The 19,691-nt window shown below is 64.4% G+C and carries 20 protein-coding genes; 9 read left to right on the top strand and 11 right to left on the bottom strand.

Annotated elements, in window-relative coordinates; all coding sequences use genetic code 11:
- Nucleotides 1-9 precede the first annotated feature (9 nt).
- From mfd to EN857_RS22380, 3 genes are all read left to right on the top strand, one after another.
- Complete coding sequence (gene mfd, locus EN857_RS22370) at nt 10-3,507, top strand: transcription-repair coupling factor (RefSeq protein WP_135858395.1); 3,498 nt, start codon at nt 10-12, stop codon at nt 3,505-3,507.
- Nucleotides 3,508-3,698: 191 nt separating this feature from the next.
- The gene (locus tag EN857_RS22375) at nt 3,699-5,072 is read left to right on the top strand and encodes a 3-deoxy-7-phosphoheptulonate synthase class II (protein ID WP_127391367.1); all 1,374 of its coding nucleotides are present in this window, start codon (nt 3,699-3,701) and stop codon (nt 5,070-5,072) included.
- A gap of 172 nt (nt 5,073-5,244) precedes the next feature.
- Nucleotides 5,245-5,949 (top strand): hypothetical protein, encoded by a 705-nt coding sequence (locus tag EN857_RS22380; protein WP_127391368.1) that lies wholly within the window; start codon nt 5,245-5,247, stop codon nt 5,947-5,949.
- A 97-nt stretch (nt 5,950-6,046) separates the two neighbouring features.
- Here EN857_RS22380 and EN857_RS22385 read toward each other — a convergent pair whose 3' ends face one another.
- The 3 genes from EN857_RS22385 to EN857_RS22395 all read right to left on the bottom strand — a co-directional run bounded on the left by EN857_RS22385 (nt 6,047) and on the right by EN857_RS22395 (nt 8,330).
- Complete coding sequence (locus tag EN857_RS22385; RefSeq protein WP_127391369.1) at nt 6,047-6,814, bottom strand: RES family NAD+ phosphorylase; 768 nt, start codon at nt 6,812-6,814, stop codon at nt 6,047-6,049.
- Nucleotides 6,774-7,157, bottom strand: a complete 384-nt coding sequence (locus EN857_RS22390; protein WP_187331292.1) for an MbcA/ParS/Xre antitoxin family protein — start codon at nt 7,155-7,157, stop codon at nt 6,774-6,776. The genes EN857_RS22385 and EN857_RS22390 overlap by 41 nt, the downstream gene beginning before the upstream one ends.
- 102 nt (nt 7,158-7,259) lie before the next feature.
- A complete protein-coding gene (locus EN857_RS22395; RefSeq protein ID WP_127283868.1) occupies nt 7,260-8,330 on the bottom strand; it encodes a diguanylate cyclase in 1,071 nt (356 codons plus the stop codon).
- 319 nt (nt 8,331-8,649) lie between these two features.
- Here EN857_RS22395 and EN857_RS22400 point away from each other — a divergent pair, with 319 nt between their 5' ends.
- Both EN857_RS22400 and EN857_RS22405 read left to right on the top strand, forming a co-directional pair.
- Entirely contained in the window at nt 8,650-9,078 is a 429-nt protein-coding gene (locus tag EN857_RS22400; protein ID WP_135858396.1) for a GFA family protein, read from the top strand.
- Nucleotides 9,079-9,188: 110 nt separating this feature from the next.
- Nucleotides 9,189-9,548, top strand: coding sequence for a diacylglycerol kinase (locus EN857_RS22405; protein ID WP_127391371.1), 360 nt, complete (start codon nt 9,189-9,191; stop codon nt 9,546-9,548).
- Nucleotides 9,549-9,570: 22 nt separating this feature from the next.
- Here the strand turns inward: EN857_RS22405 and EN857_RS36340 are convergent, their stop codons facing one another.
- Nucleotides 9,571-9,867, bottom strand: a complete 297-nt coding sequence (locus EN857_RS36340; protein ID WP_348630778.1) for a hypothetical protein — start codon at nt 9,865-9,867, stop codon at nt 9,571-9,573.
- Between the two features lie 55 nt (nt 9,868-9,922).
- On the opposite strand from EN857_RS36340, the gene EN857_RS36345 reads away from it, so the two are divergent.
- The gene (locus EN857_RS36345) at nt 9,923-10,189 is read left to right on the top strand and encodes a hypothetical protein (protein WP_348630779.1); all 267 of its coding nucleotides are present in this window, start codon (nt 9,923-9,925) and stop codon (nt 10,187-10,189) included.
- A 2-nt stretch (nt 10,190-10,191) separates the two neighbouring features.
- On the opposite strand, the gene EN857_RS22415 is transcribed toward EN857_RS36345, so the two are convergent.
- Both EN857_RS22415 and EN857_RS22420 read right to left on the bottom strand, forming a co-directional pair.
- Nucleotides 10,192-10,803, bottom strand: coding sequence for a DedA family protein (locus EN857_RS22415; protein ID WP_127391373.1), 612 nt, complete (start codon nt 10,801-10,803; stop codon nt 10,192-10,194).
- A complete protein-coding gene (locus EN857_RS22420) occupies nt 10,803-11,363 on the bottom strand; it encodes a DUF1003 domain-containing protein (protein WP_127283872.1) in 561 nt (186 codons plus the stop codon). The genes EN857_RS22415 and EN857_RS22420 overlap by 1 nt, the downstream gene beginning before the upstream one ends.
- A gap of 90 nt (nt 11,364-11,453) precedes the next feature.
- Here EN857_RS22420 and EN857_RS22425 point away from each other — a divergent pair, with 90 nt between their 5' ends.
- From EN857_RS22425 to EN857_RS22435, 3 genes are all read left to right on the top strand, one after another.
- Nucleotides 11,454-12,167, top strand: a complete 714-nt coding sequence (locus EN857_RS22425; RefSeq protein ID WP_127391374.1) for a DNA-3-methyladenine glycosylase I — start codon at nt 11,454-11,456, stop codon at nt 12,165-12,167.
- 84 nt (nt 12,168-12,251) lie between these two features.
- Nucleotides 12,252-13,928: an NAD+ synthase gene (locus tag EN857_RS22430; protein ID WP_127391375.1), complete on the top strand. Its 1,677-nt coding sequence runs from the start codon at nt 12,252-12,254 to the stop codon at nt 13,926-13,928.
- Nucleotides 13,929-14,339: 411 nt separating this feature from the next.
- A complete protein-coding gene (locus tag EN857_RS22435; protein WP_127391376.1) occupies nt 14,340-16,145 on the top strand; it encodes an ABC transporter ATP-binding protein in 1,806 nt (601 codons plus the stop codon).
- Nucleotides 16,146-16,245: 100 nt separating this feature from the next.
- Here the strand turns inward: EN857_RS22435 and EN857_RS22440 are convergent, their stop codons facing one another.
- The 5 genes from EN857_RS22440 to EN857_RS22460 all read right to left on the bottom strand — a co-directional run bounded on the left by EN857_RS22440 (nt 16,246) and on the right by EN857_RS22460 (nt 19,678).
- Nucleotides 16,246-16,557, bottom strand: a complete 312-nt coding sequence (locus tag EN857_RS22440) for a PilZ domain-containing protein (protein ID WP_127391377.1) — start codon at nt 16,555-16,557, stop codon at nt 16,246-16,248.
- Between the two features lie 104 nt (nt 16,558-16,661).
- Nucleotides 16,662-17,150: an NUDIX hydrolase gene (locus EN857_RS22445; RefSeq protein ID WP_127310130.1), complete on the bottom strand. Its 489-nt coding sequence runs from the start codon at nt 17,148-17,150 to the stop codon at nt 16,662-16,664.
- Between the two features lie 203 nt (nt 17,151-17,353).
- The gene (gene gpt / locus EN857_RS22450; protein ID WP_027145490.1) at nt 17,354-17,854 is read right to left on the bottom strand and encodes a xanthine phosphoribosyltransferase; all 501 of its coding nucleotides are present in this window, start codon (nt 17,852-17,854) and stop codon (nt 17,354-17,356) included.
- 145 nt (nt 17,855-17,999) lie between these two features.
- Complete coding sequence (locus EN857_RS22455) at nt 18,000-18,833, bottom strand: universal stress protein (RefSeq protein ID WP_127283878.1); 834 nt, start codon at nt 18,831-18,833, stop codon at nt 18,000-18,002.
- 101 nt (nt 18,834-18,934) lie between these two features.
- The gene (locus EN857_RS22460; protein ID WP_127283879.1) at nt 18,935-19,678 is read right to left on the bottom strand and encodes a competence/damage-inducible protein A; all 744 of its coding nucleotides are present in this window, start codon (nt 19,676-19,678) and stop codon (nt 18,935-18,937) included.
- Between the last annotated feature and the right edge of the window lie 13 nt (nt 19,679-19,691).

Below are 19,691 nucleotides of genomic sequence, written 5' to 3' on the forward strand. Positions count from 1 at the left end.
CGTGATTTCATGAGCCTGATCCCCACAATCGGCCTGCCGAAGGGCCGCGCCGGCCAGTTCATCGTCGACGGCGTCGCCGACGGCTACGAAGCCTTCGCGCTGGTGCAGACTGCGCACGAGATCGCGCCCGACAAGCCAGTGCTGTTCGTGGCGCGCGACGGCCAGCGCTTGCCGGCGATCACCGAGGCGCTGGCTTTTGCCGCGCCGGGCCTACCGGTGCTGGAACTGCCGGCCTGGGATTGCCTTCCCTACGACCGCGTTTCGCCCGGCTCGGACGCGGCCGCGCGCCGGCTCGACGCGCTCGCCGCCATGATCGCACTGGCCAGGAAGCCGCACCGCGCCGTCATCCTCACCACCGCCAATGCGCTGCTGCAGCGCATTCCGCCCGCCGATCTGATCGAAGCGCAGACGTTCCACGCCAGGCCCGGCAACCAGATCGACATGAATGCGCTGGTGTCGCGGCTGGAAACCTCCGGCTTCGAGCGGGTGCCGACGGTGCGTGGCGTCGGCGAGTTCGCGGTGCGCGGCGGCATCCTCGATCTTTACGCACCCGGCTGGAGTGAGGCGCTCAGGCTCGATTTCTTCGGCGACACGCTGGAATCGATCCGCGTCTTCGACGCCGCCACGCAGCGCACCACCGGCCAGCGCACGTCGATGGCGCTGCAGGCGATGAGCGAAGTGGCGCTAACCCCGGAGACGATCAGCCGCTTCCGCCGCGCCTATATCGAGGCGTTCGGCGCGCCGTCGCGCGACGACGGGCTCTATGCCGCGGTCAGCGAAGGGCGGCGCTTTGCCGGCATGGAGCACTGGCTGCCGTTCTTCTACGAGCGGCTGGAGACGGTGTTCGACTATCTGCCCGACGTGCCCGTGGTCTTCGACCATCTGGCGCATGAGGCGCTGGCCGAACGCCACACGCTGATCCTCGACCACTACGAAGCGCGCCGCAAGCAGGCCGACGGCGCGCTGAAGGACGCGGTGCCCTACAAGCCGGTGGCGCCGGACCTGCTTTATCTCTCGCCGGAGAATCTCAAGGCGTCTCTCGGCCCGCGCGAAGACATCGACTTCACCGTCTTCGATGCGCCCGATGTGGGGGGCAAAAAGGTCTTCCATGCCGGCGCGCGGCATGGCCGCAGCTTCGCCGAGGAACGCGCCGATCCCAACATCAACGTCTTCGATGTCGTGGTGAAGCACATCGCCGACGAGCGCGCCGCGCGCCGCCGCGTCGTCGTCGCCGGCTGGACCGAAGGCTCGCTCGACCGGCTCGGCCAGATCCTGGCCGAGCATCATCTTGGCAATTTGAAGCCGGTGGCGACGCTTGCCGAGGCGGAAAAGCTCGAGCCGGGGCAGGCGGGCCTTGCCGTGCTGCCGCTCGAATCCGGCTTCGAGACCGAGAGACTGGTTGTCGTTGCCGAGCAGGACATCCTCGGCGACCGGCTGATCCGGCGCTCCAAGCGCAAGAAGCGCGCATCAGACTTTATTGCCGAAGCCTCGTCGCTGTCGTCTGGCGATATCGTCGTCCATACCGACCACGGCATCGGCCGCTTCATCGGCCTGCGCACCATCGAGGCGGTCGGCGCACCGCACGACTGCCTGGAAATCCACTATGCCGGCGACGACCGGCTGTTCCTGCCGGTCGAGAACATCGAGCTTCTGTCGCGCTACGGCTCGGATTCGGCCGAGGCGACGCTGGACAAGCTTGGCGGCGGCGCCTGGCAGTCGCGCAAGGCGCGGCTGAAGCGGCGCCTGCTCGACATGGCCGGGCAGTTGATCCGCATTGCCGCAGAGCGGCAGATGCGCTCGGCGCCCGCCATGATCCCCGCCGAAGGCCTCTATGGCGAGTTCTCGGCGCGCTTCCCCTATGAGGAGACCGACGACCAGCAGGGCGCGATCGATTCCGTCATGGACGATCTCGGCGCCGGCAAGCCGATGGACCGGCTGGTCTGCGGCGATGTCGGCTTCGGCAAGACCGAAGTGGCGCTGCGCGCCGCCTTCATTGCCGCCATGGAAGGTTTTCAGGTCGCCGTGGTGGTGCCGACTACCTTGCTGTCGCGCCAGCACTTCAAGACCTTCTCGCAGCGCTTCTCCGGCCTGCCGATCCGCGTCGCGCAGGCTTCCCGGCTGGTCGGCTCCAAGGAACTGGCCGAAACCAAGAAGGGCATCGCCGAGGGCACGGTCGACATCGTCGTCGGCACGCATGCGCTGCTGGGGTCGGCGATCTCGTTCAAGAATCTCGGCCTGCTGATCATCGACGAGGAGCAGCATTTCGGCGTCAAGCACAAGGAGCGGCTGAAAGACCTGAAGAGCGACGTGCATGTGCTGACGCTGTCGGCGACGCCGATCCCGCGCACGCTGCAACTGGCGCTGACCGGCGTGCGCGAGCTGTCGCTGATCGCGACGCCGCCGGTCGACCGCATGGCGGTGCGCACCTTCATCTCGCCCTTCGATCCGCTGGTCATCCGCGAGACGCTGCTGCGCGAGCGCTATCGCGGCGGCCACTCCTTCTATGTCGTGCCGCGCATCAGCGACTTGGCCGAAATCCATGATTTCCTGAAGCAATCGGTGCCGGAGCTGAAAGTCGCGGTGGCGCACGGCCAGATGCCGCCGGGCGAGCTCGACGACATCATGAACGCCTTCTACGACGGCCAGTACGACGTGCTTCTGTCGACGACCATCGTGGAGTCCGGTCTCGACATCCCGACCGCCAACACGCTGATCATCCATCGCGCCGACATGTTCGGCCTGTCGCAGCTCTACCAGCTGCGCGGCCGCGTCGGTCGCTCCAAGGTGCGCGCCTATGCGCTGTTCACGCTGCCGGCCAACCGCAAGCTGACCGATACCGCCGAGCGCCGGCTGAAGGTGCTGCAGTCGCTCGACACGCTCGGCGCCGGCTTCCAGCTCGCCAGCCACGACCTCGATATCCGCGGCGCCGGCAATCTGCTGGGCGAAGAGCAGTCCGGCCACATCAAGGAGGTCGGCTTCGAGCTCTACCAGCAGATGCTGGAGGAGGCGGTTGCCGAAGTGAAGGATTCCGGCGAGGTACAGGACGGCGGCTGGTCGCCGCAGATCGCCGTCGGCACGGCGGTGATGATCCCTGAAAGCTATGTGCCGGACCTGCAACTCAGGCTCGCGCTCTACCGCCGCCTCGGCGACCTCGAGAGCACCGAGGAGATCGACGCCTTCGGCGCCGAGCTGATCGACCGTTTCGGACCGCTGCCGGAAGAGGTGACGCATCTGTTGAAGATCGTGTTCATCAAGGCGCTCTGCCGCAGGGCCAATGTCGAAAAGCTCGATGCCGGTCCCAAGGGCGTCGTCATCCATTTCCGCAAGCGCGAGTTCCCCAATCCGGTCGGGCTGGTCAAGTTCATCGGCGAGCAGGGCTCGCTGGCCAAGATCCGGCCAGACCACAGCGTCGTCTTCATCCGCGACTGGCCGAACGCCGAAAAGCGGCTGGCCGGCTCGGCCGTGGTGATGACGCAGCTGGCGCGGCTGGTCGACAAGGCAGCATAACCGTCCAGCGCATTCGCCAGTACCGAAATTCCGGTCTAGAATAGGAATTCGGCTTCGTGTATGGAGCCGCCACCCCATATAGGGGCGGGAATGGCGGGCGAGGGTGCCCGTTCATCTGTTTGTTTGACGCAATTCCGCACGGAGATCACAGTTTTCCCGGAATTGCCGCTGAAGGGCGTTTGGGTGCAACGATGACGAAATGGTCGCCGAATTCGTGGAGAGAAAAGCCGATCAAGCAGGTTCCCGCCTATCCGGACCTTGCCGCGCTGAAGAACACGGAAGCCCAGCTCGCCACCTTTCCGCCGCTGGTTTTTGCCGGTGAGGCGCGCAAGCTGAAGAAGCAGTTGGCTGCCGTCGCCGCCGGCGACGCCTTCCTGCTCCAGGGTGGCGATTGCGCCGAAAGCTTCGCCGAGCACGGCGCGGACAACATCCGCGACTTCTTCCGCGTCTTCCTGCAGATGTCCGTCGTTCTGACCTTCGCCGGCGCGCAGCCGGTGGTGAAAGTTGGCCGCGTCGCCGGCCAGTTTGCCAAGCCGCGCTCGTCCGACAACGAGACCAAGGCCGGCGTGACGCTGCCAAGCTATCGCGGCGACATCATCAACGGGATCGAATTCGACGCCAAGTCGCGCATCCCCGATCCCGCCCGGCAGGAGATGGCCTACCGCCAGTCGGCGGCGACGCTCAACCTGCTGCGCGCCTTTGCCCAGGGCGGCTATGCCAGCCTGGAGAATGTGCATCGCTGGATGCTCGGCTTCGTCTCCGACAGCCCGCAGGGCGAAAAATACGAGTCGCTCGCCAACCGCATCACCGAGACGATGGACTTCATGAAGGCGGTCGGCATCACCTCGGAGACCAACTTCGCGTTGCGCGAGACCGATTTCTACACCAGCCACGAGGCGCTGCTGCTGGGCTACGAGGAAGCGCTGACGCGCGTCGATTCGACCTCGGGCGACTGGTATGCGACGTCGGGCCACATGATCTGGATCGGCGACCGCACGCGCCAGCCCGACCATGCCCATGTCGAATATTGCCGCGGCATCAAGAACCCGCTCGGCCTGAAATGCGGCCCGTCGCTGACGCCGGACGGTTTGCTGGAACTGATCGACCTGCTCAATCCGGAAAACGAGCCGGGACGGCTAACGCTGATCGCGCGCTTCGGTTCCGACAAGGTGGCCGAGCATCTGCCGAAGCTGGTGCGGGCAGTGCAGAAGGAAGGCCGCAGCGTGGTGTGGTCGTCGGACCCGATGCATGGCAACACGATCGAGGCCGCCGGCTACAAGACGCGGCCGTTCGATCGCATCCTGAAGGAGGTGCAGACCTTCTTCGAAGTGCACCGGGCCGAAGGCACGCATCCCGGCGGCATCCATGTCGAGATGACCGGCAAGAACGTCACCGAATGCACCGGCGGTGCCCGCGCCATCACCGCGGAAGACCTGCAGGACCGCTACCACACGCATTGCGACCCGCGCCTCAACGCCGACCAGGCGATCGAGCTCGCCTTCCTGGTCTCGGACCTGCTCAAGAAGAGCCATACAGTCCAGCACAAGCAGGCCGCCAACGGCTGAACCGCTTGCTGCTTTGGATCCAGTCAAGGGCGCCGGAGAAATCCGGCGCCTTTTTCGTTCGGGGCCGAGCCCGGTAACGTCAGACTTACGAAAATGTGTTCTGGCGCGACCACTGCAAGACCAAGATTGGGTGGAACTGCATCGTCCACCGCAACTGGTTCCTGCATTCATCATGCGTCACGAGCATGCCGTCATCCACCACCGCGCGCTTGATTTCTGGTCGGCACGCGCGGCGGTCCTCGTCATCATCTGCCTGCAGCTTCTGGTCATAAACGACCTGTCGTTCGGCCCGCGCTGGCTGGCGCCTGCGATCGAGGCGGTGCTGCTGGTGCCCCTGTCGGTCGCGACGGCGTGGACGCAAATGGCGACACGGAAGGCCGTCGACCACGAGCATTGGTACGCGATCGGCCGGTTTCGCCTTTACATCCGCCGCATCGCGCTGGTCCTCACCGGCGTCATCAGCGTCATGAACTGCGGGGCGCTGGTCTTCCTGGTCAGGGCGCTGCTCGAAGGCCATGCCGGCGCCGGCAGCACGCTGCTTGTCGATGCGCTCAACATCTGGGTCACCAACGTCATCGTCTTCGCGCTCTGGTTCTGGAGCACGGACCGCGGCGGGCCGCCGACCTGTGGGCTGGTCAAGCGCGCGCAGGCCGATTTCCTGTTTCCGCAGATGACGCTGCCCGACCGCGAGATCCGCGGCTGGCTGCCCGGCTTCGTCGACTATGCCTTCCTGGCGTTCACCAACGCGACGGCATTCTCGCCGACCGACACCTTGCCGCTTAGCCAGCGCGCCAAGCTCTTGATGATGGCGGAGGCGTTGATCTCGCTGCTGACAATCGCCCTGGTGGCGGCGCGGGCCGTGAACATATTGGCTTAGATCAGGAGGGCGTTTCGTTGGATCGTCATCCCGATCCAACTCTTTGCTGGAGCATTATCTTTTCCGAAAACCGGTTCCCAGTTTTCGGGATCATGCTCTAGCGCCCACGTTCCCAGCGCAGCCCGGCAAGCCGCGGATCGGTGAAGGCCGCCCTGGAGAATTCGATCCGCTTCTCCGGAAACTCGCAGATCGCCTGCACGCCGAAGGCGCCGAGGCGGATGCGCCAGGTCTGCGGCTCCAGCGGCTTTGCTTTTGCAAAACCCTTGCACGTCAACAGCGCGATGTTGGCGCCTTTCGGGTCGCGCGCCGAGCGGTAGCGGATCGCCTCCAGCCCGGCCTCGCGCGCGACATCGGCGATGGCCTGGCAAGCGGCGTAGTCGGTCGGATGCGTCCATACGGCCGCGTCACGATCGAGCGGCGGCCTCGTCAGGTCGATGGCGGCGGCGCATTTGATGGCGGCGGCGAATGCGGTGTAGTCGGCGGCGTCGCGCGGCCAGGGCGTGTCAGGGGATTCGGCGAAGAACAGCAAGCGGTAGAACGCCATCTCGGCGACAGCCGTGAACATGGTCTCCGCCGCATAGTAGACGCCCCTGGTCCGGCCGGCGCGGCGAAAGCGCGAGCCATGCGGATAGACCGAGCCGTAGCGAAAGGGCGTCGCCAGCAGATAATGGAGATGCCGGCATTCGAGCGGGATCTGCGGCTTGGTCTCCTCGATCAGCTCTTCCAGCAGGGCCTGCTCGTCGAGCGTGTCGACGACCTTCAGTGTCGAGACGCGGTGCTGCGCCTCGACCATGCGCCAGTATTTGCCTTCGAGCCGGATGGATTCAGACGAGAGCGCGTCGGGAGTCCAGATAGGCGATGACATCGACAAGTCCTGAGATCGTCTGGATTTTCTCGATCGGGGCGCCGTCGAAAGCCGTGTTGGCGTTCTTCAGCCAGGCCCGGGCGATGCCCTCGTCGCCGCCGACGATGGCGTCGAGAGAACGAAACAGCCGGACAAACAGGACGGCCAGCTCGAACGGCTTGGTGCCGCGCTCGAGCAGGAAATCCTGCTTGCGCATGCGCGAAACCGTGGCTTCGGAGACACCGATGACCGACGCCAGCACCCTTGCTGTAACGTCGAGCAGTTCGGCGGCGCGCAACGTGGACTTGGTGACGACGGCGTTTTCGGCCGTGCCGCTGGCGATATGAGGTTGCACGGATGGCATGGCGTGCTCCTTTCCATGGAAAATATAGGCTACAAAAATTCACATGGAAAGGGATTGCCGCGAAACATTTTTCGCGGGCAGGCCGATGATCGGCACGAAAACTCAGTCCTTCTTGTAGAGCAGCCAGCTCTTGCCGGCGCGGGCGGCCATCGCCGAATGCCTGGTCACGCGGTTGCGGCCGCCGACCTTCGAACGATAGAGCGCCCGGTCGGCCTTGGTGTAGAGGTCCTCGGGGCTTTCGGCCTCGGACGCCATGCAAATGCCCATCGACACGGTCACCGTGCCGTAATTGGTGCCGGTCTGGCTGCTGGTGAACGGCGTCTGCTCGATAAGCGTCCTGATGCGCTCGGCGATCTCGAAGGTAGTATCCTCGCTGGCGCCCTCGACGATCAGCGCAAATTCCTCGCCGCCGGTGCGAGCAACGAACATGTCGCCGCGAATGCTGGTCTGGAAGATCTCGGCGATGATCTGGATGATCCTGTCGCCGACCGGATGGCCGAAGCGGTCGTTGATGTCCTTGAAGCGGTCGATGTCGGCGAGGATCAGAGCATTGAACAGGATGCCCTTGTTGGAATTGTAGATCCTGGTGATTTCCTTGTCGAAGGCGCGGCGGTTCCAGACCTGCGTCAAGGGATCGGTGTCGGCGAGCCGCTTGTACTCCTCGAGCTTCGACTTGACGCTCTCGAGCTCGGCGGTCTTTTCGCTGAGCGTGCTCGCCACTTGCCTGCCATGGTCGATCGTCGAGTTTGTGGCCGCCGACATGGCGGTGACGATCTTCTGCAGCAGGTCCTGCGACAGCATGCTGCGGTTGCCGAGCCCGCTCGACGTCTCGTCGAGGATGCGGCCGTATTTTTCGATGTGGGATCGCTCGCTGCGCAAGAGCGAGGCAATGTCCTCGAGCTCCTTGGCGATGACGTCGCGCGCGTGCTCGACGATGCCGGGGCCATGATGCTGGGCAAAGAAGGTACGGCCGATGCGGTCGAGATCCTCCTGGGTCGGCCGGTTGCTGAGCGAGACGACGGCCAGGCTGAGTTCGTGATTGCTGCCGCTCAGCGCCTCGTAGAAGATCTCGTAGTTGCGCGGCAGGCCGAGCACGCCGAGCTGGCGCATCGTCGCCACGACGGTGCTCGCAATGTCGGTGTTCCTGTCATTTGGAACGAAAGCCGGCTGCATGTTCTGTTCACTCCTCAAGAACCACCGCAGACCTGCGCGTGCCGGTGTCGCCATGAGGGGAGTGCGACCGGAAATGCCAGACACGAGAAGTATCGCGTCCCCGCTCACGACCTTCACTCATAACGACCATAGATGCGAGCGCGCTAAAGTTTCCTTAATAGGACGGATTTCAGCACGGTTTTCTCTACCTCAGGATGTAATAGCCCCTTATGCAGGTGCAGGGCGAAACACGTCCCGCCGATGTCGCATTTGCCGGTGCCCGGCGGGCGCAAAACTGGAATCCTGCCACCAGCGCGAGAGGAATTCGAAGGAGACCGGGATGGAGGAAAAACACAGCGGAGCATGCCTGTGCGGAGCGGTGCGCTTCAGGACGAGGGGAGCCCTGCGCGGTGTCGTCTACTGCCACTGCTCGCAATGCCGCAGGCAGAACGGCAATTTCGTCGCGGCGACATCGGCCAAGGATGCCGATGTCGACATAGAGGGAGCCGAGGTGCTCAGCTGGTATGGCGCGTCCGATGTCGCCAGACGCGGATTTTGCCGCATCTGCGGCTCGCTGCTGTTCTGGAAGCACAACGAGCTGGACCAGATTTCGATCATGGCCGGCGCCTTCGACAGGCCGTCCGGACTTGCCGGGGAAAGCCATATCTTCGTTGGCGACAAGGGCGACTATTATTCGATCGACGACGGGCTGCCGCAGTTCGAGAAATCGTCGCCCTCGGTCAAGGTCGCCGGTGAGGCCGCCGAATGACCGGCAAGCGAGCAAAGCGGCAGAGCGCGTGATTTTGGCGGCACTGCCTTATTCCATTGATCCAGCCGTTGCTATATCCCCTGCCGGTCACTCGGAAAGGGGATTTGGGCATGCAGCGGCTGATCGATGCTTTCTTCAACTCGGTGCGGGCGTTCCGCAAGCTGGCTGCCCACGAAGAGGCCTTCCAGCAGGAGCTGATGCTGCTCACCCTTGCCCTACCGGCGGGCTGGTTCATCTCGGTGTCGTGGCGCGGCTACGCGCTGCTGATCGGCGCGGTGCTGCTGCTGATCATGGTCGAAGTGCTCAACACCGGCATCGAGGCTGCCTGCGACGCCTTCAGCCGCGAGTTCAATGTCGACATCCAGCTCGCCAAGGATTGCGGTTCGCTGGCAGTGCTGATCTCGGTAGTGATCGTAGCCGGCGTCTGGGGCATCGCCATTATCGAGCGCATCACGGGACTACCGATCTAGTATAGCGCTTCCTACATGACGGTTACCAAAGGAGACTGTCATGTCGGACGCCGCTGATTTTTCGTTGCTCGAGCGAGCCGGCCTGCCGGACGATCTGCGCTGGCTGACGCAAAAATATCCGCGCGAGACCTGGCAGGGCCACGGCAATATTCATGGCCTCGCCAATATGTGGCTTGGGCGGCACGACATGTTCCGCGAGCTCGGCGGCATGCTCACCGACGGCATTGGCAATTATCGCGAGGGCAGGCTGGCAGCACCGGACTTCGCGCGCTGGTTCGCGCCGCGGCTGAACCATTTCCTCGGCAATCTCGACGGTCACCACAACGTCGAGGACTATCAGTACTTTCCGGGCTTTCGCCAAGGCCGAGCCCCGGTTGAAGCGCGGCTTCGAGATCCTCGATGCCGATCATCACACCATCCACGAGGGGCTGGAGCGCAATGCCGAGGCGGCGAATGCCTTCATCCGAACGCTGCAGGAGAGCGAGGACAGACAGCGCGTTGCCGCCGATGCCTATGCCGATGAGAACAGCCGGCTGATCGCCATGCTCACAAGGCATCTGGCCGACGAAGAGGATTTGATCATCCCGCTGATCCTCGACCGTGGCGACGGCGCGCTCGACGCCGAGACCGACATCGACTGAGCCTATTTGGCCTCGCTCTGACCATCCCTTGCGTCGTTGGCGCGCTCCTTCCTGGCGACGCTATGGGCGAGGAACCAGGCGAGGAAGGCGACGGCAAGGCCGATCGCCAGCGCGGTCAGCAGCCGTTCGTGACGCGCCAGCGCCTGGCCGACGATGCGTTCGGCGCCCAGTCCGAAGACGTAGCCGACCGTGCAAAACAGCGCCGCCCAGACCAGCGACGAGATGGCATTGAGGACGACGAAGCGCGTCACTGTGATGCTGGCGAAGCCGGCGGCGACGCCGCCGACCAGGCGCATGCCGTAGATGTAGCGGTTCGAAAGCACGAAGATGTTGGGATGGGAGGAGACGAGACGGAAGGCATGGCTGAAGCCTGGCCGTGCCTTCAGCCTGAGCACATAGGGATGATCGGCGAAGCTGCGGCCGAGGATGAAGAAGAAGGTGTCACCGGCGAAGGCGCCGATGGCCGCAGCCAGAAAAGCCTGCCAGGCCACGAAGACATGCTGATGGGCAAAGAAGCCGGCGAGGATGGCAGCGCTTTCGCCTTCGGCGACGCAGCCCAGGAAGACCGCGACCAGCCCGTACTGCTCGATGAGATGATGGATCGCCTCGGTCATCAGGGGCTTTGTCGCGCCGACAGCTTTTCGTCGATGCGTCTAACCTGCTCGGCCAGCCGCACGATCTCGTCGCGCATGCCTATCAGCTCGCTGTGGCGCAGTTCGTCCAGCTTCTCGTGCAGCGCCATGATCTCGATCTCGGCCTTGAGGTTGACCTCATAGTCGTGGGCGGCGTCGATGCGGTCGCGCTCGGTCTGGCGGTTCTGCGACATCATGATCACCGGCGCCTGCAGTGCTGCGATCATCGACAGCACGAGGTTGAGGAAGATGAAGGGGTAGGGGTCGAAGGCGGCGCGCGACAGCAGCCAGACATTGCCGCAGGTCCACAGGATCAGGAAGGCGACGAAGGTCAGGATGAACGACCATGAACCGCCGATGCGGGCGATGGTGTCGGCGACGCGGTCGCCGAACGTCTGGTGAAAGGCGACGGCCTTGTTTGTGTCCTTCGAGATGGTGGTGCGATCGAGCGCGCTTTGCAGCACCCGGCTCTCGATCTGGCCGAGGCCATCCAGCCGGCGTTTGAGCCAGCGGTTCGCCAGGTCATCGATTGTCTTGTTCATGTCGCCCTCCGTCATGAAAGCTTGCATAGAGGTAGAGGCTGCCGGCCCGAACGGGAAGTGTTACATTGACGCGAACCCGCGAGGATACCCATGGCCGATTTCCAGAAAATCCGCGCCCGCGCGGCGAAGCGCAAGGGCGGGGAAGCAGCGCTTCAATCGTTGCTCGGGCCGATGCCCGACAACCAGGCCGTGGCGAAGATCGGGGATGACCGCATCCTGTCGACCATGGCCGAGCGCATTTTCGCAGCCGGTTTCGTCTGGCGCGTCATCGAGCAGAAGTGGCCGGGTTTCGAGGAGGCGTTCCTCGGCTTCGAGCCGAAGCGGCTGTTGTTCCAGCCCGACGATTTCTGGCACGAACTGGCCTCCGACAAGCGAATCGTGCGCAATCCGCAGAAGATCAGGTCCGTCCGCGACAATGCCGCCTTCGTCGAGCGCGTGTCGAAGGAGCATGGCGGCTTCGGCAAATTCCTCGCCGCCTGGCCGGCCGACGACCAGGTCGGGCTGACCGCCTGGCTTGGCAAGCATGGCAGCCGGCTTGGCGGCAACACCGGCCAGTACTTCCTGCGCTGGCTGGAGTGGGACACCTTCATCGTCTCGACCGACATGGCGGCGGCACTGCGCGATGCCGGTATCGACATCGCCGAGAACCCGACCTCGAAGCGGGACCTCGACAAGATCCAGGCGCAGATCAATCAATGGTCGGCTGAAACCGGCCTGCCGCGCCGGCACATTTCCCGAATACTTTCGATGTCGATCGGCGAGAACCACTCGCCGGAAGCCTTGCGAGAATATATGAGCGAATAGGATTTCGGGACATTGGCCCGCTGGGCATAGTGGCCCAAGCGAACGCCATTGCCCGGCGAAATTTGCCGCGCTAAACCCGCAGGCATGACCAAGAAGCCCGACATCCTGCGCATCGCCATCGCCCAGCTCAATCCGACTGTCGGCGACGTCGCCGGCAATCTCGCCAAGGCGCGCGAGGCGCGCGCGGACGCCGCCCGACAGGGCGCCGACATCGTGCTCTACACCGAGCTCTTCCTCGCCGGCTATCCGCCGGAGGATCTGGTGCTGAAGCCGGCTTTCCTGAAGGCTTGTGAGCAGGCCGCGGAAGATTTCGCCAAGGACACTGCCGATGGTGGTCCCGGCGTCATCATCGGCACGCCCCTGAAGCGCAAGAGCGGCACGCACAATTCGATCATCGTCGCCGATGGCGGCAAGACCCTCGCCGAGCGCTACAAGCTCGATCTGCCGAACTACGGCGAATTCGACGAGAAGCGCGTCTTCCAGGCCGGGCCGGAATTGCAGGGACCGGTCAATTTCCGCGGCGTGCGCATCGGCATTCCGATCTGCGAGGACATCTGGGGCGAGGTCGCCGTCTGCGAGACGCTGGCCGAAAGCGGCGCGGAGATCCTGCTGGTGCCGAACGGCTCGCCCTATTACCGCGCCAAGATCGACGTCCGCCACCAGGTCGTCATCCGCCAGGTGATCGAATGCGGCCTGCCGATGATCTACGCCAACCAGCTCGGCGGCCAGGACGAACTGATCTTCGACGGCGCTTCCTTTGCCATAGGCGCTGACAAGACGCTTGCCTTCCAGATGAGCCAGTTCGAGGAGGCGGTCGACGTCACCACCTGGAAGCGCACGCAGGATGGCTGGGCCTGCTCCGAAGGGCCGATGTCGAAGATCCCGGAGCGGGAGGAGGCCGACTACCGGGCCTGCATGCTGGGCTTGCGCGACTACGTCAACAAGAACGGCTTCAAGAACGTCGTGCTCGGCCTTTCCGGCGGCATCGATTCGGCGATCTGCGCCGCGCTAGCCGTCGATGCGTTGGGCGAGGAGCGGCTGCGCGCCGTGATGATGCCGTATCGCTATACCTCGAAGGATTCGCTTAAGGATGCCGAGGACTGCGCCCGCGCGCTCGGCTGCCGCTATGACATCGTGCCGATCTTCGAGCCGGTCGAAGGTTTTCTGCACACGCTGACGCAGATGTTCGAAGGCACCAAGGAAGGCATCACAGAGGAGAACCTGCAGAGCCGCGCGCGTGGCACCATCCTGATGGCGATCTCCAACAAGTTCGGTTCGATGGTCGTCACCACCGGCAACAAGAGCGAGATGTCGGTCGGCTACGCAACGCTTTACGGCGACATGAATGGCGGCTTCAACCCGATCAAGGACCTCTACAAGATGCAGGTCTACGCGCTGTCGCGCTGGCGCAACAGCCATGTGCCGCCGGGCGCGCTCGGTCCTTCCGGCGAGGTGATCCCGAAGAACATCATCGACAAGGCGCCGTCGGCGGAGCTGCGCGAAAACCAGACCGACCAGGACTCGCTGCCGCCCTATCCGGTGCTCGACGACATTCTGGAGTGCCTGGTCGAGAACGAGATGGGCGTCGACGACATCGTCGCGCGCGGCCATGACCGGGCGACGGTGGCGCGGGTCGAGCACCTGCTCTACATCGCCGAATACAAGCGCCGGCAGGCCGCGCCGGGCGTGAAGATCACCCGAAAGAATTTCGGCCGCGATCGCCGCTACCCGATCACCAACCGGTTCAGGGACGGGCGGTAAGCGCTTTTTTCCTGCCCAGCCTGAGCAGCCACGGTACAACCGGCCGTTGTTGCAAAATCGTCTCACTGCTTGGACCAGATGCGCATTCGCCCGCGGTCTGTCTTGGCGATGCGCAAGAGCGTCTCTATAAGAACGTCTCCGCGATTCTCCACCAGGAGGAACCGAATGCCACGATTTGAAATCGTTATGCGAGGCCGCGAAGCCTAGGTCCTGATCGTCGCCTCGCGAAGGCTTGCCTTCGCGACAAAGCTTCGATCGAGGACAGGCATTTGCCGCTGCCGGTCGCCGCCCGCATATGGGCGAGCCGCCACTATGCTGAACCTCCGTATTCCGGGCGCCAGATTGGCGCCGACGCGGTTTTTCTCAATTCCATCTTATCGGGACCGGGCACATTTGCGCCCGGATGACATCATGGCTCGTTTTCGAATCGACCTGCGCGCCGACGCCTTCCGCAGCGTGCTCGGCTTCACGCTCGGCCATTGGCGGCGCCAGCCGTGGCGGCTTTCGCTGATCATGGGCGCCTTCCTGCTGTCGACGCTGGCCGACGTGCTGACGCCGCTCTATTCCGGCCGGCTGGTCGACGCCGTCGCCAATGGCAGTGCAGCCGATGCCGTCGCCTGGAACGCGGCGATTTCGGCCTTCTGGATGCTGGTTGCCCTGGCGCTGACCGGCGTCGTGCTGCGCAACGCCGCCTTCATGGCCATCGTCGAGCTGACGCTGAAGATGATGGCCGATATCGCGGCCGACGCCTTCCATCGCGTCCAGCGCTTTTCCACCGACTGGCATGCCAACAGCTTCGCCGGTTCGACCGTGCGCAAGATCACGCGCGGCATGTGGGCGCTCGACCTGCTCAACGACACGATCCTGATCGCGCTCTTGCCGTCGGTCGTCATGCTCGTCGGTTCGACGCTGCTGCTCGGCTGGTTCTGGCCGCTTATGGGCGCGGTGGTCGCCGCGGGCTCGGTGCTGTTCATCACGGTGACGGCGACGCTGTCGCTTGGCTATGTCGCGCCGGCCGCCCGACTCGCCAACACCTGGGACACGCGGCTTGGCGGGTCGCTGGCCGATGCGGTGAGCTGCAATGCCGTGGTCAAGGGCTTCGGCGCCGAGACGCGCGAGGAGGCGCGGCTTGCGAGGGTCGTCGCCAAATGGCGCGCCCGCACCGGCCGCACCTGGGTGCGCGGCACCGTCAACGGCACCACGCAGGGCACGATGCTTCTGCTGCTGAGAACCGCCGTCATCGGTCTGGCGCTGATGCTGTGGGCGTGGGGGCAGGCCAGCGCCGGCGACGTCGCCTTCGTGCTGACTTCGTTCTTCGTGCTGCAAGGCTATCTGCGCGACATCGGCACGCATATCCGCAATCTGCAGCGCTCGATTAACGACATGGAGGAACTGGTCGACTTCCAGGCCGAACCGCTCGGCATCGAGGACCGGCCGGCGGCCGGGCCGATCCGCATCAACGATGGGCGCATCAGGTTCGACAGGGTCACCTTCCACTATGGTAACCACCGGCTGCCGCTCTATCGCGATCTCTCGGTCGAGATCGCCTCCGGCGAGCGCGTCGGACTGGTCGGCCATTCCGGTTCGGGCAAGACGACCTTCGTCAAGCTGATCCAGCGCCTCTACGACGTGAACGCCGGCAGGATCCTGATCGACGGCCAGGATATTTCCGAGGTGGCCCAGGCATCGCTGCGCGCGCAGATCGCCATCGTCCAGCAGGAGCCGATCCTGTTCCATCGGTCGCTGGCCGAGAACATCGCCTATGCCCGGCCCAGCGCCACGCAGGCCGAGATCGAGCATGCGGCGCGGCTGGCGAGCGCGCATGACTTCATCTGCGACCTGCCGAAAGGCTATGGCACGCTGGTGGGCGAGCGTGGCGTGAAGCTGTCGGGCGGCGAGCGGCAGCGGGTGGCGATAGCGCGCGCCTTCCTCGCCGACGCACGCATCCTGATTCTCGACGAGGCGACGTCCAGCCTCGATTCGGAATCGGAAGTGCTGATCCAGCAGGCAATGGAGCGGCTGATGGTCGGCCGCACGACGCTGGTCATCGCGCACCGGCTGTCGACGGTCAGGGCGCTCGACAGGCTGCTGGTGTTCGATCGCGGCCGCATCATCGAGGAGGGCTCGCACGACCAGCTGATCCGGTTGAACGGCGGCATCTACCGCCGCCTGTTCGAGCGCCAGGCGCTCGAACTGACCAAGGGCCTGGTGATCTGAGGCGAAGGGCATTCCGGACCCTCCCGGTCCGGGGTGCCCTTTATTTCGATACGGAGAGGAACGACCCCGGTCCGGCGAGACCTGGCCTGGGCGACGGCGATCAGCCGTAGTGCAGCTTCGGCTTCGGCTCGGTGCCGCAGAATTGGACGCCGACGCGGTCGTTGCGGCGCCAGCGGACCTCAGACCGATAGGCGACGCCGTCGACCGGCACGTAGAGCAGGAAGCGATCGGGAACGTGGGCGTCCGGCGCGACCTTCAGCTCGGCGCCGCCGTCATTCTGGTTGCGCAAGGTGCAGCTGATCTCGGAATTCTGGATGCCGGTGATGATCGAGCCGCCCTTGAGCACACGCTGTCGGTGCTTACGCCGAAGATCGTCGGAATTGTCCTCGAGGGGTCGTGCGGTATTCGTCATCACCAAAACGCCAAGGCAGCCGAATCGAATCTAGGGGCCATCCTTGCGTACGGCAATGCCCACGCCAAAGCCTTGCCCGCCGGCAATGGCTTTTGGTGGACAACTCACGCGAATTTGTGCGGGTCGGCGCAGAAATAGGCGATGATCTGGCAGAGGTCCGGTTCGTTGACCATGCGCACGGCTTCGGCGGAGCTCACCCATTTGCGGGTGCGCGCGCGCTTTTCCTTCCAGCGGTCGGCGATGTGGTCGACCCGCAACGGGTAGACCAGCACCTCGCAAGGCACTTCCTCACCGGAAGCCAGCACCTTGGCGTAGAAATACCGGCCGGCTTCGAGATGGGAGACGGTGCCGCGCAATCCGGCTTCCTCGCCGGCCTCGCGCGCGGCCGCCTCGCTAAGCGGCTCCTTGGCCTCCGGCCAGCCCTTGGGCAGCACCCAGCGGCCGGTGTCGCGGCTGGTGATCAGCATGATCTCGACACCATTTTCGGCCTCGCGCCAGGGCAGGGCGGCAACCTGCAGGCGGCAAGGCGCGCTGCCGAAGAGTCGCCGGACTCTTTCGGCCAGATGGTTGTGCGTCGTTGGCCTTGTCAGCATCGGAGAAGCTAGCCCCAGCCCTCGAACTCGTTCGTTGCCTCACGAATCTTACCTCTGATCATACGCGACAAAAGTAAAAAACTTCACAGGAACTTGTTGAATTCCACCAAGAAAAGTCGATTGCGTGAAATGGCCTTGCGGCGCGCATTTCATGCGCAGCAAAAAAATGCGTCGTGAACCGTTTCAGTGGAAAAAATGACCGATCAACCGGCGTGATCGTCCGCGATCGGCTTCTGGTAGGTGAAGCCCATATCCCAGGGGAAATAGATCCAGGTGTCCTGGCTGACCTCGGTGACGAAGGTGTCGACCAGCGGCCGCCCCTTCGGCTTGGCGTAGACGGTGGCGAAATGCGCCTTGGGCATCATGGCGCGCACGATGCCCGCAGTCTTGCCGGTGTCCGTCAGGTCGTCGATGATCAGCACGCCGGCACCATCATCGGCGAGCAGCGCCGGCGTGATCTCCTTCAGCACCTGCAACTGCCCCTGGCTGGTGTAGTCGTGATAGGAGGCGACGCAGACCGTCTCGATCACCCGGATGCCGAGCTCGCGCGAGATGATGGCGGCGGGCACAAGGCCGCCGCGGGTGATGCAGACGATCGCCTTCCACTGCCCCTTGCTGGCGCCGGCAAGCCGCCAGGCAAGCGCGCGGGCGTCGCGGTGGAACTGGTCCCAGGAGACCGGGAAAGCTTTTTCGGGAAGGGACATTTTTCACGCACTCCGCAGCACGCGACCAGGCGCGTGACGATATCCAAGGGAATGCAGGCGGAATTAGCGGGAAAATGCCGGCTTTGGCAAGCTCGCAACAAGCCATGCCTGTGGACTTAAGCCCGCGTCGCTTTGCTTGTCGGGATTATCGCGACAGGAAAGCTGCCACCGGCGCGGTGCGCAGCACCGTGCGCGTCACGCCGCCGAACAAGAGCTGGCGCAGCCAGGAATGGCTGTAGGCGCCGAGCACGAGCAGATCGGCGCCGGTCTCGGCGATGCGGGTCTGGATGAGGTCGTCGACGGAAGCGCCGTTCGACTTCTGCACCGACACGCTGACGGTGGCACCGTGCCTGGAAAGCGCCGCGGCGATTTCGGCGCCGGCGGCTTCCGGGGTCTCGTCCAGCGACTCAGGCGGATCGATGATCAATATGTCCGTCTTCTCGGCCTCGCTGATGAAGGGCAGGGCGTCGAAGGCGGCGCGTGCCGCTTCCTTGCTGCCGTTCCAGGCCAGGAGCACGCGCTTGAAAGTTGTAAGGAGTGGCCCTTCATGCGGCACCACGAGCACCGGCCGGCCGGCATCATAGACGAGCGTGTCGACGTCGGCGCCCGGGTCGCCGCCGGTGTCGCGCTGCGCGGCGATGATCAGGTCGGCGGCGCGGACGGTGGAAATGCCGGTCAGCGCGCTGTCGCCGGAAAAGCTCTCGAGGCTGCGCCACTCGAAGGACAGGCCGGACTCCTCGATACGCCTCAGGAACAGGGCCTCCAGCTTGTCGGCGCGCTCGCGGTTCATCTCGGCCGACACCTGCAGGAATTCGGTGTCCGGAAAGCCGGTGGCCGAGGTGTAGGGAACGGGCAGCGCTTCGGCATGGATGCCGACGAGATGGCTCTGGAAGCGGTCGGCAAGCGGGATGGCGCAAGCGAGCACGCGCTCGGCGTCCTGCTCGTTCTGCAAAATGGCGACGATGGTCTTGAAGCGCATGCTGGGTCCCTCAACGTGTCGGCGCAATGCGGCGCGCGCCCAAGGAAACGTCACAGTGCCATGCTTGGTTCCGGGTCGACCGGGGAACCGAAATCGCCAGATCAGCCGGCAGCAGCGGCGAAGCCGGCAACCATGGCTTCAACATCCTTGCGCGCGGCCTCCAGCGCCTCCTCGTCGCGGGCGCGCACGACGAGCTCGGTCCAGAACTTGCCGTCGCCATATTTCGGATAGGAGCCGATGATGGTGTCGGGATGCGCCTTCTGGATGTCGGCCAGCGGGCCGCCGATGAGGCCTTCGCCGAACGGGCAATGGACGGTCGCCGACAGCATTTTGGTGCCCGCCTTCAGCGTCGGCACGACATTGTCGAGCATAGCCTGGAAGATCGCCGGCACGCCGGCCATGACATGGACGTTGCCGATGCGAAAGCCGGGCGCGATCGACACCGGATTGTCGATGTGGTCGGCGCCGCGCGGCATGCGCGCCATGCGCTTCCTGGCCTCGGTGTATTCGATGCCGCGCGCGGCGTAGCTCGCCTCCAGCATCGCATAGGCCTTGGTGTCATATTCGCACGGCACGCCGAATGCCTTGGCGATCGAATCTGCGGTGATGTCGTCGTGCGTCGGGCCGATGCCGCCGGTGGTGAAGACATAGGTGTAGCGGGCGCGCACGGCATTGACCGCGGCGACGATCTCGTCCTCCTCGTCGGGAACGACGCGGACTTCCTTGAGGTCGATGCCGATGGCCGTCATGATGTCGGCGAGGTGGCCGATGTTCCTGTCCTTGGTCCGACCCGACAGGATCTCGTCGCCGATGACGAGCATGGCGGCGGTGACGATTTCAGGCATGACAGGCTCCGGC

It is taken from the genome of Mesorhizobium sp. M4B.F.Ca.ET.214.01.1.1 (genome assembly GCF_004791545.1).
Lineage (GTDB): Bacteria > Pseudomonadota > Alphaproteobacteria > Rhizobiales > Rhizobiaceae > Mesorhizobium > Mesorhizobium abyssinicae.

Bases quoted from the DNA above. Each gene is read 5' to 3' on its own strand.
- mfd (WP_135858395.1), top strand. From the start codon at position 10: ATGAGCCTGATCCCCACAATCGGCCTGCCGAAGGGCCGCGCCGGCCAG.
- EN857_RS22375 (WP_127391367.1), top strand. From the start codon at position 3,699: ATGACGAAATGGTCGCCGAATTCGTGGAGAGAAAAGCCGATCAAGCAG.
- EN857_RS22380 (WP_127391368.1), top strand. From the start codon at position 5,245: ATGCGTCACGAGCATGCCGTCATCCACCACCGCGCGCTTGATTTCTGG.
- EN857_RS22385 (WP_127391369.1), bottom strand. From the start codon at position 6,814: ATGTCATCGCCTATCTGGACTCCCGACGCGCTCTCGTCTGAATCCATC.
- EN857_RS22390 (WP_187331292.1), bottom strand. From the start codon at position 7,157: ATGCCATCCGTGCAACCTCATATCGCCAGCGGCACGGCCGAAAACGCC.
- EN857_RS22395 (WP_127283868.1), bottom strand. From the start codon at position 8,330: ATGCAGCCGGCTTTCGTTCCAAATGACAGGAACACCGACATTGCGAGC.
- EN857_RS22400 (WP_135858396.1), top strand. From the start codon at position 8,650: ATGGAGGAAAAACACAGCGGAGCATGCCTGTGCGGAGCGGTGCGCTTC.
- EN857_RS22405 (WP_127391371.1), top strand. From the start codon at position 9,189: ATGCAGCGGCTGATCGATGCTTTCTTCAACTCGGTGCGGGCGTTCCGC.
- EN857_RS22415 (WP_127391373.1), bottom strand. From the start codon at position 10,803: ATGACCGAGGCGATCCATCATCTCATCGAGCAGTACGGGCTGGTCGCG.
- EN857_RS22420 (WP_127283872.1), bottom strand. From the start codon at position 11,363: ATGAACAAGACAATCGATGACCTGGCGAACCGCTGGCTCAAACGCCGG.
- EN857_RS22425 (WP_127391374.1), top strand. From the start codon at position 11,454: ATGGCCGATTTCCAGAAAATCCGCGCCCGCGCGGCGAAGCGCAAGGGC.
- EN857_RS22430 (WP_127391375.1), top strand. From the start codon at position 12,252: ATGACCAAGAAGCCCGACATCCTGCGCATCGCCATCGCCCAGCTCAAT.
- EN857_RS22435 (WP_127391376.1), top strand. From the start codon at position 14,340: ATGGCTCGTTTTCGAATCGACCTGCGCGCCGACGCCTTCCGCAGCGTG.
- EN857_RS22440 (WP_127391377.1), bottom strand. From the start codon at position 16,557: ATGACGAATACCGCACGACCCCTCGAGGACAATTCCGACGATCTTCGG.
- EN857_RS22445 (WP_127310130.1), bottom strand. From the start codon at position 17,150: ATGCTGACAAGGCCAACGACGCACAACCATCTGGCCGAAAGAGTCCGG.
- gpt (WP_027145490.1), bottom strand. From the start codon at position 17,854: ATGTCCCTTCCCGAAAAAGCTTTCCCGGTCTCCTGGGACCAGTTCCAC.
- EN857_RS22455 (WP_127283878.1), bottom strand. From the start codon at position 18,833: ATGCGCTTCAAGACCATCGTCGCCATTTTGCAGAACGAGCAGGACGCC.
- EN857_RS22460 (WP_127283879.1), bottom strand. From the start codon at position 19,678: ATGCCTGAAATCGTCACCGCCGCCATGCTCGTCATCGGCGACGAGATC.